This window comes from Serratia sp. SA088 (assembly GCF_049065515.1).
GTDB classification, from domain to species: domain Bacteria; phylum Pseudomonadota; class Gammaproteobacteria; order Enterobacterales; family Enterobacteriaceae; genus Serratia; species Serratia nematodiphila.
The window spans coordinates 1-13,394 of the sequence record NZ_JBAKGW010000015.1 but is presented as its reverse complement, the minus strand read 5'-3'; the positions used below and the strand labels follow the sequence as shown (position 1 = coordinate 13,394).

Sequence of the window (13,394 nt, the reverse complement as noted above, 5' to 3'; positions counted from 1 at the left end):
GAACGCGTTCTGACGCCAATGCGGCGCGGGGGAGAGAGAACTACTCTTTATTGATTCTTATGTTTAAACGCTCGGTCAAACACCGTACGCGGGTAATATGCAACAGCGGTTTTATCCTGCTGGCGCCGAGTTTTTTCATGATTCGTGATTTGTAATGATTGGCGGTTTTATTTCTGATATTCATGGCATTGCTGATGTCGGTCAGCGATTTTCCCGTCGACCACTCCGAGAGAAAATGCGATTCGCGCTGAGAGAGTTGCGGCGGCTCGGTATAGTGACTGTAACGCTTATATAAGTCGCCGATCAGGTGGCTGAAGCGGCTCAATGATATAAGGTTTGATAATATAATGGTCTTATTGTCGACAATCACCATCTCATGCAGACAGTCGGTGATAATGATTATTTTGTAGGTATTGGGGTTGGCATATTCATCGCGGTAACGCGCTTCAAAGTTGGCGATGGTGACATCGATAAAGCAGACCCTTCTGCGGCTAAAGCCGGCCGGCGCGCGTTTTTCCGCCCAGGTTTGGTTAATGAGTTGCCGGATGCCGATGGTGGTATAAGCACACTCGCTGAAAATATCAATTTCCATTTTATTATAATCCTTTACTTTTTATTTCCCGGTGAGGATGGCTATCTTAAAACATAAAAAAAGAAATAATCCAAATAATTTCATGTTGAACTTTTCTTGCGCCGCAAATGAATGAGCGTTATCTGGGCGCGAGCTTTGAAGGGAAGGTTATATACTAGCATGATTTATAAAGCGTAAATCTTTTTTTTAGCCGAATTTTTAAGCAAGGTAAGGCTAATAGAATAGACATCTTCTATTAATACCTCGGTAATTAAAAGGAATTAACATAGACAAAGACTATCAAAATATTCAAAATGATCGGTTTTGGCGATCATTTAAGGGTGGTTGTTTGGGCTTAACGAATTAATAACTAAGATTTTTCTTGGTTTTATCACGATGAGTGGCTTTATTTTGAACGTCACCTGAGTCGGCGCTGAGGTCATGAAAAAATTAACGTTGAAATTGAGACAAAGATAATTCTAAACAAAGAAACTGCGATGTTTTAAGCTGTAATCAGAGTGTGAACGTGGATGATTGATACGGAGAGCCGGCGTGAAAAAATGTCATATCGAAATTTCCGAGCGGGTAACGCAGGAAATAACGTCCTGTATCGCGGAGGGATTGGATCGTTTTAATGATCAACATATCGGCTACGGCGATCGTCTGCCGCTGGCGGTGGTGGTAAGAGATCCCGACAGTGGGGAAGTTCTGGGAGGGATTACCGGACGCTCATCGTTAGGGCTGCTGTTTCTCGAGCTCTTTTATCTGCCGGAAGCGCTGCGCGGCGCGGGGTTGGGCAGCGAACTGTTGCGCCGTTTCGAGCAGGAAGGCCGCCGGCGCGGTTGCCTTTCCGCCGTGTTGTACACTATCAGCTTTCAGGCGCCGGATTTTTATCAACGGCATGGCTGGCAGCGTATGGGTGAAGTGCCTTGCTTGCCGCCGGGAACCCGCCGTATCTTTATGAGCAAAACCTTGTGATGCACGTTTAACGCACGTAGCCTCCTTGTTGCAATCGCTGCAGCGCAGCGCCGTCCGCATACACCATGCCGGTGGTCAAATCGTGAAAGCCGTACTTTTTATAGAAGGCGAGCTTTTCCGGCACCGAATAGATGAAAATCTTGCCGAGCGGCGCCAGATCTTGCATCACCCGATCCATCAACCTGCGCCCCAGCCCTTGTCCCTGAAAGCGCGGATCGATCGCCACGTCCGCCAGGTAGGCGACCGATGTCAGATCGCTGATGGCATGTGCAGTGGCGATCAACTCGTCGCCAATAAACCCCCAATAGCAAAACTGGCTGTGTTGGTAAACGCGCCGCAAGGTGTGCGGATCGCGCTTGCCCAGCCCGGCGGCCTCCAGCAATTCACACAGCCGCTGCCAGTCGATGGCGCGGCGGCTCGGGTCGGTGATAATTTCCATCGTTTTCCTCTAACCGATAAGACTGAGATCGGCGGCATAGTGCCGAATGGCGCGTTGATAACCGCGGATGTCGGGGTCTGACGAGGTTTCCGCCAGCAGCAGCAACAGATCGGTCACGGCCCGTTTATTTTCACCCAGGTTGTACAGCGCCATGGCGCGAAACAGCATCAGCTCGTTGGCCTGCGGGAACTCGGCCAGGCCGTCGTCGAAAGCCCGTAGCGACGCCGAATATTTTCCCAGGGCGCGGTAGGTGCTGCCGAGACCCAGCCAGGCCTCGCGGCGTTGGGCGGGCGGCAAATCGCGAGCCAACGCCGCGAGGTAACAGGGAATGGCCTGTTGCTCCAGGCCCTGTACGTCATACAGGCAGGCCAGCTGAAAGTGCAACATCGCCGCTTCCGGCTCTGCCGCCAGTTGCCTTAGCGCCAGCGCGGTCGCCTCCTGATAGCGGCCCTGCGTTTTCAACTGCGAGAGAGACAAAGAGCTGGACATGATCGACACTCCATTGGCGTATTTTTATACCTTTTACACGCTACCGCGGAGAAATTGATATCACAAGGGAATAGCTGCACTGAACATTGATCAGATAAATACGAAAATGTGCGCTAAGCCCGGTTTCCGAGCCCGGCATCGTTCCCGTTTCCCTTCACATGGTCAAAAAACAGGCGTAGAATCCGCTTCGTCAAATAATTGAGGTTGTAAAGTATTATGGTTGATCGTGAATTAGGAAACTGGAAAGACTTCATTGATGAGATGTTGGGCAACTGACACAGCGTTGAAGCAGATGGCAAGGTCGAGTCATTGGAAAGTCACTGAAACACCTTGGGAACGAGATTTTCGTTCGAAATAAAGCAGCATCGGTAACCCGACGCTGCTTTTTTATATCTCGCGGATCAGTCCCCGGTGGCCGGCGTATTGTCTGCCGGATGCGCTTTACCCGGGAAACGGCGGCGAACCAGCACAAAGAACAATGGCACGAAGAAAATAGCCAGCAGGGTGGCGGAAATCATGCCGCCCATTACCCCGGTGCCGACCGCATGCTGGCTGCCGGAACCGGCTCCGCTGCTGGTAGCCATCGGCAGCACGCCGAAGATGAACGCCAGCGAGGTCATCAGGATCGGCCGCAGACGCATGCGTGACGCGTCGAGCGTCGCCGACATCAGATCCTGCCCTTTATGGTTCAGCTCATTGGCGAACTCGACGATCAGAATGGCGTTTTTCGCCGACAGCCCAATGATGGTCAACAGGCCAACCTGGAAATAGACGTCGTTCTCCAGACCGCGCAGCCAGGTGGCGGCGACCGCGCCGATCACCCCCAGCGGCACCACCAGCATCACCGAGAACGGTATCGACCAGCTCTCGTACAGCGCCGCCAGGCACAGGAACACCACCAGCAGCGAGATGGCGTACAGCGCCGGCGCCTGCGAGCCGGACAGCCGTTCCTGATAGGACATCGCCGTCCATTCCAGCCCGAAACCGGTCGGCAGTTGGCTGACCAGTTTTTCCATTTCCGCCATGGCGGTGCCGGTGCTGACGCCGTTGGCCGCCTCGCCGACGATCTCCAGCGCCGAACTGCCGTTATAGCGCTCCAGCCGCGGCGAACCGTACTCCCAGTGCGAGCTGGCGAAGGCCGAGAACGGCACCATGCCGCCCGCGCTGTTGCGCACATACCATTTGTTGATGTCATCCGGCAGCATGCGGAACGGCGCCGCGGCCTGCACGTAGACTTTTTTCACCCGGCCGCGGTCGACGAAGTCGTTGACGTAGGTCGAGCCCCAGGCGGTGGAGAGGGTATTGTTGATGTCGTCGATCGATACGCCCAGCGCCTGAGCCTTGCGTTGATCGATATCGATTTGCAGCTGCGGGCTGTCGTCCAGGCCGTTGTGGCGCACGCGCGACAGCAGCGGGTTTTGCGCCGCCAGCTGCAGCAGCTGATCGCGCGCCGCCATCAGTTTGGCGTGGCCGAGCCCGGCGTGGTCTTCCAACTCCATGTCGAAGCCGGAGGAGTTGCCGAGGCCGGTGATCGCCGGCGGGCTGCTGGCGATCACCCGGGCTTCGTTAATCTTGTTGAATGCCAGCGTGGCGCGATCGATGATGTCGAACGAGCTGTTGGCGCCCGAGGTGCGCAGATCCCAGTCTTTCAGCCGCACGAACAGGCGCGCCACGTTTTGGCCGTTGCCGCCGGGCCCGGAGCCGATGATGGCGAACACCGACAAAACGTCCTGTTTCTCTTCGGTGAGGAAGTACCGCTCGACCTTTTCCACCACTTTGGAGGTTTGCTGCAGGGTCGAGCCCGCCGGCAACTGCACCTGTACGGTGAAGATACCGCGGTCTTCCTGCGGCAGGAACGAGGTCGGCAGCTTGATGAACAGCAGCGCCATGCCGCCGAGCAACAGCAGATAAATCACCATGTAGCGGCCGCTGGCGTGCAGAATGCGCCCCACGCCGCGCTCATAGCGATCGGCATTGCGGTTGAACATGCGGTTGAACCAGCCGAAGAAGCCGCGCTTGCCGTGATGGTGCCCTTTGGCGATCGGTTTAAGCAGCGTCGCGCACAGGGCCGGGGTCAGGATCATCGCCACCAGCACCGACAGCACCATGGCGGAGACGATGGTGATGGAGAACTGGCGATAGATGGCGCCGGTGGTGCCGCCGAAGAACGCCATCGGCACGAACACCGCCGACAGCACCAGGGCGATGCCGACCAGCGCGCTCTGGATCTGCCCCATGGATTTGCGCGTGGCCTCTCGCGGCGGCAAGCCTTCCTCGCTCATCACGCGCTCGACGTTCTCCACCACCACGATGGCGTCGTCCACCAGCAGGCCGATCGCCAGCACCATGGCGAACATGGTGAGGGTGTTGATGCTGAAGCCGCAGGCGGAAAGGATGGCGAAGGTGCCCATCAGCACCACCGGCACGGCGATGGTGGGGATCAGCGTGGCGCGGAAGTTCTGCAGGAACAGATACATCACCAGGAACACCAGCAGGATGGCCTCCAGCAGCGTTTTCACCACGTCCTTGATCGAGGCTTTGACGAACGGGGTGGTTTCATAGGCCACTTTGGCCTCCAGCCCGTGCGGGAAGTATTGCGACAGCTCGGCGATCTTGTCCTTCACCAACTGGTCGGTCTGCAGTTCGTTGGCGCCGGAGGCCAGCTTGATGTTCATGCCGGCGGCCTGCATGCCGTTGTAGCGGCTGAGGTAGTTGTAGTTCTCGCCGCCCAGTTCGACGGTGGCGACGTTGCCCAGCGTCACCAGCGAACCGTCCTGATTGACCCGCAGGGTGATCTGGCGGAACTGTTCCGGCGTCTGGAGCTGCGACTGGGCGTTGATGGTGGCGTTCAGCGCCTGTTTATCGACCGACGGCGTGCCGCCCAACTGGCCGACCGCCACCTGGGCGTTCTGCGACTGAATGGCTTTGACCACGTCCTGGGTCGTGAGCTGGTAGCTGTTGAGCTTGTTGGGATCGAGCCAGATGCGCATGGCGTATTGTGAGCCATACACGTCCATGCTGCCGACGCCGTTGATGCGGCTGAGCGGATCCTGCAGGTTGGAGACGATGTAATCGGCGATGTCCTGCTTGTCCATGCTGTTGTCGGTGGAGACGAACGCCACCATCATCAGCGTGGTGTCGCCGGATTTCGAGACCGTGACCCCCTGATTCTGCACCGCCTGCGGCAGGCGTTTGATCGCCGCCTGCAGCTGGTTTTGCACCTGCTGCATCGCCTCGTTGGGATCGGTGCCGGCTTCGAACGTCAGCGTGACGGTCGCCTGGCCGGTATTGGTGCTCTGCGACGACATATACATCATGTTGTCGAGGCCGGTCATATTCTGTTCAATGATCTGCGTGACGGTGTTTTCCAGCGTTTGCGCCGAGGCGCCTGGGTAAGTTGCGCTGATGCGCACGTTCGGCGGCGCCAAATTCGGGTATTGTTCTACCGGTAAAGAAAAAATCGCCAATGCCCCGGTCAGGCAAAGAATAATTGCCAGCACCCAGGCGAAAATCGGGCGATCAATAAAAAAATTGGCCATGCAGCGCGAACCTCGTTATGACTTGTTCTATCTTTAAAACGCATCGGAAATATGCATTTCAGCGGCAGGGAAGGATTCCGGCGCTATTGCACTTTACTCGGGATAGTCGAGGAAAGCGTGGAGAAAAAAAGGAGATAGTGTAAATAACGGTAGCGGGAAACGGCGTGGGTGCCCCGGTGTCGATAATTGTACGCTATTAAGACATTTTTATTACTATCAAAGGCCTTGCGCATGTCTTCGCCGCAGGGAGCCGAAAAATAAAAACTGGATCCACCTTACAGCAGGAGCTTGGCATGGGAATTAACCCGGTATTTGCCCGTCGGCTTTATTTATGCTGGCTGATCAGCCACAGTGAGCGGCCCAATGTGCCGCGGTTGATGGCGCTGACCGGCTGGCCGCGCCGCACGTTGCAGGATGTGCTGAAGGCGCTGCCCGGCATGGGCGTCGAGCTGCAGTTCGTGCAGCAGGGCGTGCGCAACAACGACGGTTTTTATCAGTTGGAAAGCTGGGGGCCGTTCAACAAGAGCTGGGTGCATCAGCACCATCAGGCGCTGCTCAGCGCCATCGAGTAAGCGGCCCCGGCGTATTGGCCGGGGCGGGGCGGGGCGATCAGTGGCTTTTGTACTCCAGGTACATCACCGTCGCCGCCACGCGAGAACGCACGTCCAGCTTGCGCAGTATGTTGCGGATGTGCACCTTCACGGTTTCTTCAGAGATATGCAATTGCGCCGCCACCTGTTTGTTGGACAGGCCGCGCGCCACCTCTTGCAAGACGTCCAGTTCGCGTTCGGTCAAGGCGGTGAAGGGATCGCGCTGCTCGCTGCGCGCCAGCAAATAGTCGGCCATGGCGTCGCTGATCACGTTTTGCCCCTCGGCGGCGGCGCTGATGTGTTCCAGCAGCTGCTCCGGTTCACTGTCTTTCAGCAGATAGCCGTCGGCGCCGGCGTCGATCAGCGCATACAGATCGCTGCGCGCGTCGGAGACCGTCAGCACGATGATGCGTGCGTCCACGCCTTCGTCGCGCAGAGCCAGCAGCGTATCCAGCCCGGACATGCCCTTCATGTTCAGATCCAACAAGATCACGTCCGGTGCGTGCTGCAGCGCCAGCGCAACCGCCTCGCTGCCGTTGCCGGCCTCTGCCACCACGCCAAATCGCGCATCCAGTCCCAGCAGTTGTTTGATGCCGCGCCGCATCAACGGATGATCGTCAACGATCATGACTCGGTATTGCTTCATCACCATGAAATATGCTCCCTGTAGCAAGTAAAGCCACTCAAACGCGCCCGGAGGCGTGCTTCACAGTGGGACTGTCTCTTCAAAAATAGCGGCATTCTGCACCGCAAACCTCTCCGGGCGGCCTTCTGCCCGGCGGCAACCGTAACGCAGAGTGAACAGCCGCAAGGTCAGGGCGAGAATGTCAGGCAGACCGCCGTGCCGCCGCGGCTTCTGCGCCGGATGCGCAGCGTTCCTCCCAGTCGCGCCGCGCGTTCGCTCATGATGGTCAAGCCGTAATGCCCTTCCGGTTCTTCCAGACTGGCGATGCCGCAACCGTCGTCGGTAATGCTGAATACGTTGTCGCCTGCGGCGTTGACCTCGCAACACACCGCGATCTCGCTCGCTCCTGCGTGCTTGACGGCATTGAGCACCGCCTCGCGCACGATCTGCAGCGCGTGCACCTGCTGCTGGGCGTTGAGCGCCTGCGAGGGCAGCCGACAGTGTAACTGAATCCGCGCGGTGGTTAGCGCCTTTAATGGCTGCAGCAGTTGCTCCAGCGCGGCATTCAGATCCGCCTCCTGAATATTGAGGCGGAAGGTGGCCAGTAATTCTCTCAGTTGGCGATAGGCATCGGCCAGCGTGCGATCGAAATCGTCGATAATCGTCTGCGCCGCCGGATCGTCGGCGGCGCGCCGGAGCAGCGTCAGCTGGATGCGCAGGAACGACAGCGTCTGCGCCAGCGAATCGTGCAGCTCGCGGGCGATGGTCCCACGTTCTTCCATCAACAGCAGATATTGGTGCTGCTTTTGCGCCCGGTTGAAGTAGACGCCGCGCCCCAGCATGTTGGCCAGGCTCTGCATCAGGTGAGGATGCGGTGGCTGCGCTTCGGGCTGCCATCGCAATTCACCCAGCAGTTTATCGCCTTGGGTGATCGGCAGCGCGCTCCAGGTTTGCGCCGGCGCCGGCTCTCCTTCGTTCAGTTGCCACTGGCCATGATCGTCCGCCACGTTCAACCGGATGCAGCGCAGTCGTTCGCTTTGGCGCACGATGCGCAGCACATTCTCGAATGCCTGCTGATCGATTTGGCGCACGCTCAGCGCCTGTGAACAGCGATACAGCACCTCCAGCGTTTCGTTAGCCTGCTGCAGGCGCCGGGTTTTTTCCTGCACTTTCAGTTCCAGCGACTGGTAGAGCCGGGCCAGCTCGTCAGACATGGCGCTGAAGGTTTGCGACAGCACGCCGAGCTCGTTCGGCAGCGCCACGTCCAGCTGCGGGTGGCGAAAGTCGCGCTGTTGCACGCGCTGGCTGGCGTCGACCAGATGCTGCAGCGGCATGACCACCTGGCGGCGCATAAAGCGAATGCAAAACAGCACCAGACCGATAATGGCGGCGTAGCCCAGCACGCTGACGGCGGCCACCAGGGTGAGTTTCAACTCGGAATAACGCTGCAGAGCGGAAACAAAATGATCGACGCGGTTGACGTAGCCGGCGACCTCCGCCCGGTAGGCGGCCGCTTGCCCGTCACGGATCTGCCGCTCCATCGCTTGCCATGTTCGTTGCAGCGCCAGATAGTGGTTGCGCACCTCGGCCGGGACGTAAAAGCGCGCCAGCTTTTGCAGCGCCGGCGCCTGCAAAGATTGCCGGTACTGCTGCAGGTGCAGCTCCAGTTCCGGGCTCTGTCGATCGAGATCAAAGGCCAGGCGGTAGCTTTGCATGCGCAGCGAACCGGCAATGTTGATCGCCTCGGCATCGCTCTGGCTGCCGGCGACGGTCGTCAACGCCAACCCGGTGGCGAGCACCGACAGTATCACGATGCCCAACAGCGCCCTGGCCAGGCTGCCGGTCACGGAACGTTTAACAAGCAATCACGGAATCCTTTTCTCTCAGGTGAGGGCTGCGCCAGTTTCATTCGAAAGCAAAACTATAACTTTTGCAACTAAATTGCACCGCGATTTGTATCAAGTTGTCAACAAAACGGGAACAATTGTCGTCGTGTAATCAAATGAATAGCGAAATGCCCGCCGATGTTCAGCTGTAGCTCGGTTTCCACTGAGGATTTGTCTTTGCGGATGCGATTCGTCTGTCAGATTATGCATCCGCCCAAGATGTATTTTTAATCCTGGTTTGCCCGGAGAGGCGTTGTGATTTTTGTTGCAAATCGTCTGCTGCGGCGCAGCGTAATCGCGGTATGATTTTCACGTTGCAACTCAAGGAAAAAGGGTCATGTCGTCGAAAATTGAGAATGTGAAGAAAGAGCTGTTGTCGGACAACTGGTATGTGCTGCATAAGTACACGTTCGATCTGAAACGCAAAAACGGCGGTTCGGTGCAACAGATGCGCGAGGTTTACGATCGCGGCAACGGCGCCACTATTTTGCTGTACAACCGCGCCAAGGGCACGGTGGTGCTGACCAACCAGTTCCGCATGCCGACCTATGTCAACGGCAACGAAAGCGGCATGCTGCTCGAGGCCTGCGCCGGCCTGCTGGACGCCGATTCGCCGGAGCAGTGCGCACGCCGCGAAGCGGTGGAAGAGACCGGTTTTCAGGTGGGCGAGGTCAAGAAAATCTTCGAAGCCTACATGTCGCCGGGCGGCGTGACCGAGATCGTGCACTTCTTTATCGCCGAATACCATGACGATGAGCGGCGTGCGGCCGGCGGCGGCATTGAAGATGAAGATATCGAAGTGATCGAACTGCCGTTTAGCGAAGCGGTGGCGATGATCGCCGATGGCCGGATTAAAGACGGCAAGACCATCATGCTGCTGCAGTATTTGCAGATTCATCGGGTGATGGAATACTGAGCCCCGATAGCGGCTTCATCGTACAGGGTTGAAAAGCAGGCGATGAAGAGACGGCTCCGGCAGCGGAGTCGTCCGCTGAGGGGAATCGGCGCCGTTCATGCTGTCGCACGTCTCATCAAGTCCTCACCGCATACTATCATTGCGTCATGCCGGTATTTTCCGGAGGCATTGTCTTTTTCTATCGTCTCGCGCCAGTTTGGCTCCTATTTATATTCATAACAAATTGTAATTAAATGTAAGCGAAATCGCGTTTTTTGCATCATAAGAATTGCCTATATGTTTGTTTTTATAATTTCTTCCTGCCTATTTTAAACATTGCGTTCTACGGTATTTCTTAAATTTTTTATAATTCAACGATTGTGTTATCAGTGATTTTTGCATTTCATTTAATATTTCTTGGTTAATTCTTGTTTCCCCCCTCTGCGAACGTGAAAAAAATTAAGCAATGATTCGATTTATCCGAACATTGCGCGCCTCTTCGCTTTCGCAGCCGGGAGGCTAGTTGTCGAATTTACAATACTCTACACTTGTGTTGTCTGTGACCGGGCGTTAGCCGGGTAGCGGAATTTATTTGGAGGACAGGGACTGAGGTGTTCAGCATGGAAATTAGCGCAAATGAAGAACGTGTGATTTTCAAGAACCCAGTGAATGGGATTGTTTTGTTTACGTCTATTCCTTTCCGTCAGACACCCTAATTGTTATCGATGTTTAATTGGAGTCATAAACATGATTGAACTTTCTCAGAAGGAAATTGAGCAGGTAACGGGCGCCGGTCTGCTGAGCAGCATTGTAGGCAATAATATTTTACAGGCGGTTGATCTGACCAATGCGTTTTTTAACGCCGTAGCGCCGATCGGGCAGGCGTTGAACGTCATTCCTTTCGTTGCGCCAGTGCATGAATTGGGCGACACGCTGATTGGTGTAGGCCTGAAAGTCAGCGCTGGCGTAGGTAAAGCGCTGGGTGCGACTTATGAATTGAGCCAACCTTATCATGTGACTGCCGAATGGGGCCGCGGCTAATTTTATTTCGCCTATACCGGCCATGATTGTCTGAATGGCCGGTTATTCTTGCAAGTTATATTTAAGGAAAAATATATGACTCAAAACAGTGATGTTTTGGTGACGTTTACCGAAGAACAATCCAAAAAATTGGCTGAATTGCGTGACACGGGGCAATATGCCGATGGCTATCGTTATATTCGCGATATCGTCCATGAAGCGCGTGTCGCTTATACCGGTAATTTGCCACCGACCGCCGTGTACTTGTTCGGCGATGAGCACGCCAAAGAGCTGATTAAATTGGAAACCTGGATCAGCGACGTGGTGGGCATCAACGCTTCCGACAATTCGGCCTATAGCGAATTCGTCCGCGGTTCCACCAAGATTGCCTCGTTGCTGCAGGGTAAACCGATTTCTGAAGCCACTTTCCAACAGGCGTCTGACGCACTGGCAATCACGGTGATCAACGATGCATTGTCTCACGGCGGTATGCAATCCGCCGGTGATGTGGTGAACACGGATGTCAGCCAGGCGCTGGAAAACCTGGGGCTGCCGCCGGCCGGCTGGGCGGGGGTATTGGGGGACGTGTTTCCGCCGCCGCTCGGCTTCGGCGACAACTATGTGCAGGTTTCCGATCCGGCTGACGGCCTGCTGCCGTTCTTGGGCGGATTAGCGACGGCGTTGACGGCCAATCTGGTCGGCGGGGTCGGCCGTCTGGCGGTGGATATCGTGTTGAACAAAAACGGGCTGGTGACGAACACGCTGGATCTGCTGCTGACCGGCATTCTCGATCCGGTTCATGAAGCCCGAACGGTCAAAGGCAGCATCTTCTCCGATCATCTGTATGGCGGCTACGGCAACGACCATATTTCCGGCGGAAGAGGCAACGATTGGCTGTACGGAAAAGACGGCGACGATATCCTCGACGGCGGAGCCGGAGCAGACAAAATGTACGGCGGCGGGAATAACGACACCTACATTGTCGACGATATTCGCGATGAAGTGCATGAAAACTACGGTGAGGGCCTGGATACCGTGAAATCCTCCGTCAGTTATACTCTGGCCAAGAACGTCGAATATTTGGTGCTTACCGGCAAAGATAATATTATCGGCACCGGCAATGAACTGAACAACTTTATCGCCGGCAATGACGGCAGCAACGTTCTGAAAGGCGAAGCCGGCAACGATATCCTGTCCGGCGGCGCCGGAAACGACATGCTGTTTGGCGGGACAGGCAACGATATCCTCATTGGCGGGCTCGGCATCGATCGGTTGTCCGGCGGAGAAGGCGCCGATACCTTTGTATTCAATAGCTATGATGAATCGCGGGCGGCGACGCCGGATTGGATCACTGACTTTGTCAGCGGCGTAGACAAGATCGATTTGTCGGTGTTCAACACCGGCGAAGGGGCGCAAAAGGTCGCCTTTGTCGATGCTTTCAGCGGTCGTGCGGGTGAGGCCATGCTGACCTATGATCAAGCGAGCAACGTCAGCGATCTGGCCATCAATATGGGCGGTGATTTCACCGGTACGGATTTCCTGGTGAAAATCGTCGGCCATCCGCTGCAACAAGTCGACTTTATTGTTTAACCCTGCAATATGTTGATGAGAACGGCCGCCTTGGCGGTCGTTTTTTTATGCATGCCGGGTTCGTTTTTCGCCCATAAAAAAGCCGGTCATGACGAATACTTTGCTCATTCTCACTATTTCCCTTGTCTTGCACCACTCGACGTCAGACCGAGGGGGTAAGCGGTCCGATGGCTACAGGTTTTGATGCTGACCCTGGGCGCGCATCGCCGAGCCGAACAAGACGGCGTTGTCAGGGGCAACCGGGCATGGAAGGCCGGTTGAGGGGGCGTGCCTTCGTCTCCCGAATGGCCGTTCGCTACGGCATCAGAGAAATGCGGCATCTTTACGGCAATTCCCCTGTACAGCACACCCAGAAACTGGATAAAAAAATGCCGGTCAGGCTTAGCTAACCGGCATGAGATCGTGATGACCCGCTTGCGCCAGACCGCTTACTTCAGCAGCGCCTGCGCCTTCGCCACCACGTTGTCCACGGTGAAGCCGAACTCGGCGAACAGCTGCTCCGCCGGCGCCGACTCACCGAAGGTGGTCATGCCCACGATGGCGCCGTTCAGCCCCACGTACTTGTACCAGTAGTCCGCGATACCCGCTTCCACCGCCACGCGCGCCGTCACCGCCGCCGGCAACACCGACTCGCGGTACGCCGCATCCTGCTTGTCGAACGCGTCGGTCGACGGCATCGACACCACGCGCACCTTGCGGCCCGCCGCGGTCAGTTTGTCCGCCGCCTCCACCGTGATGCCCACTTCGGAGCCGGTGGCGATCAGGATGACGT

At 56.4% G+C, this 13,394-nt stretch carries 13 protein-coding genes; 6 read left to right on the top strand and 7 right to left on the bottom strand.

What is annotated here, in order from left to right:
* Positions 1-40 precede the first annotated feature (40 nt).
* Positions 41-592 (bottom strand): LuxR C-terminal-related transcriptional regulator, encoded by a 552-nt coding sequence (locus ACOWVD_RS24480; RefSeq protein ID WP_049242903.1) that lies wholly within the window; start codon positions 590-592, stop codon positions 41-43.
* A gap of 531 nt (positions 593-1,123) precedes the next feature.
* On the opposite strand from ACOWVD_RS24480, the gene ACOWVD_RS24475 reads away from it, so the two are divergent.
* Entirely contained in the window at positions 1,124-1,549 is a 426-nt protein-coding gene (locus ACOWVD_RS24475) for a GNAT family N-acetyltransferase (protein ID WP_004941737.1), read from the top strand.
* A 7-nt stretch (positions 1,550-1,556) separates the two neighbouring features.
* Here the strand turns inward: ACOWVD_RS24475 and ACOWVD_RS24470 are convergent, their stop codons facing one another.
* Together ACOWVD_RS24470 and ACOWVD_RS24465 are read right to left on the bottom strand one after the other, a co-directional pair.
* Complete coding sequence (locus ACOWVD_RS24470) at positions 1,557-1,988, bottom strand: GNAT family N-acetyltransferase (RefSeq protein ID WP_004941740.1); 432 nt, start codon at positions 1,986-1,988, stop codon at positions 1,557-1,559.
* A 9-nt stretch (positions 1,989-1,997) separates the two neighbouring features.
* Entirely contained in the window at positions 1,998-2,477 is a 480-nt protein-coding gene (locus ACOWVD_RS24465; RefSeq protein ID WP_049242908.1) for a tetratricopeptide repeat protein, read from the bottom strand.
* A 216-nt stretch (positions 2,478-2,693) separates the two neighbouring features.
* On the opposite strand from ACOWVD_RS24465, the gene ypfM reads away from it, so the two are divergent.
* Positions 2,694-2,753, top strand: coding sequence for a protein YpfM (gene ypfM, locus ACOWVD_RS24460; protein WP_100396732.1), 60 nt, complete (start codon positions 2,694-2,696; stop codon positions 2,751-2,753).
* A 125-nt stretch (positions 2,754-2,878) separates the two neighbouring features.
* Here ypfM and acrD read toward each other — a convergent pair whose 3' ends face one another.
* Positions 2,879-6,016, bottom strand: coding sequence for a multidrug efflux RND transporter permease AcrD (gene acrD / locus ACOWVD_RS24455; RefSeq protein WP_049242909.1), 3,138 nt, complete (start codon positions 6,014-6,016; stop codon positions 2,879-2,881).
* 293 nt (positions 6,017-6,309) lie between these two features.
* Here acrD and ACOWVD_RS24450 point away from each other — a divergent pair, with 293 nt between their 5' ends.
* Positions 6,310-6,588 carry a winged helix-turn-helix domain-containing protein gene (locus ACOWVD_RS24450; RefSeq protein WP_004941750.1) on the top strand — a complete coding sequence of 93 codons (279 nt, stop codon included), beginning with the start codon at positions 6,310-6,312 and terminating at the stop codon, positions 6,586-6,588.
* 37 nt (positions 6,589-6,625) lie between these two features.
* Here the strand turns inward: ACOWVD_RS24450 and ACOWVD_RS24445 are convergent, their stop codons facing one another.
* Positions 6,626-7,258 carry a response regulator gene (locus ACOWVD_RS24445; RefSeq protein ID WP_049242912.1) on the bottom strand — a complete coding sequence of 211 codons (633 nt, stop codon included), beginning with the start codon at positions 7,256-7,258 and terminating at the stop codon, positions 6,626-6,628.
* A 161-nt stretch (positions 7,259-7,419) separates the two neighbouring features.
* Positions 7,420-9,096 (bottom strand): nitrate/nitrite two-component system sensor histidine kinase NarQ, encoded by a 1,677-nt coding sequence (gene narQ, locus ACOWVD_RS24440; protein WP_049242915.1) that lies wholly within the window; start codon positions 9,094-9,096, stop codon positions 7,420-7,422.
* Between the two features lie 358 nt (positions 9,097-9,454).
* Here narQ and nudK point away from each other — a divergent pair, with 358 nt between their 5' ends.
* The 3 genes from nudK to ACOWVD_RS24425 all read left to right on the top strand — a co-directional run bounded on the left by nudK (position 9,455) and on the right by ACOWVD_RS24425 (position 12,622).
* Positions 9,455-10,033 (top strand): GDP-mannose pyrophosphatase NudK, encoded by a 579-nt coding sequence (gene nudK / locus ACOWVD_RS24435; protein ID WP_049242917.1) that lies wholly within the window; start codon positions 9,455-9,457, stop codon positions 10,031-10,033.
* A gap of 726 nt (positions 10,034-10,759) precedes the next feature.
* Positions 10,760-11,053 (top strand): hypothetical protein, encoded by a 294-nt coding sequence (locus ACOWVD_RS24430; RefSeq protein ID WP_049242921.1) that lies wholly within the window; start codon positions 10,760-10,762, stop codon positions 11,051-11,053.
* Between the two features lie 75 nt (positions 11,054-11,128).
* On the top strand, positions 11,129-12,622 hold the full coding sequence (locus ACOWVD_RS24425; RefSeq protein ID WP_049242923.1) for a calcium-binding protein: 1,494 nt from the start codon (positions 11,129-11,131) through the stop codon (positions 12,620-12,622).
* A 428-nt stretch (positions 12,623-13,050) separates the two neighbouring features.
* On the opposite strand, the gene ACOWVD_RS24420 is transcribed toward ACOWVD_RS24425, so the two are convergent.
* A partial coding sequence (locus ACOWVD_RS24420; RefSeq protein ID WP_421105754.1) for a transketolase-like TK C-terminal-containing protein occupies positions 13,051-13,394 on the bottom strand: 344 nt, incomplete at its 5' end.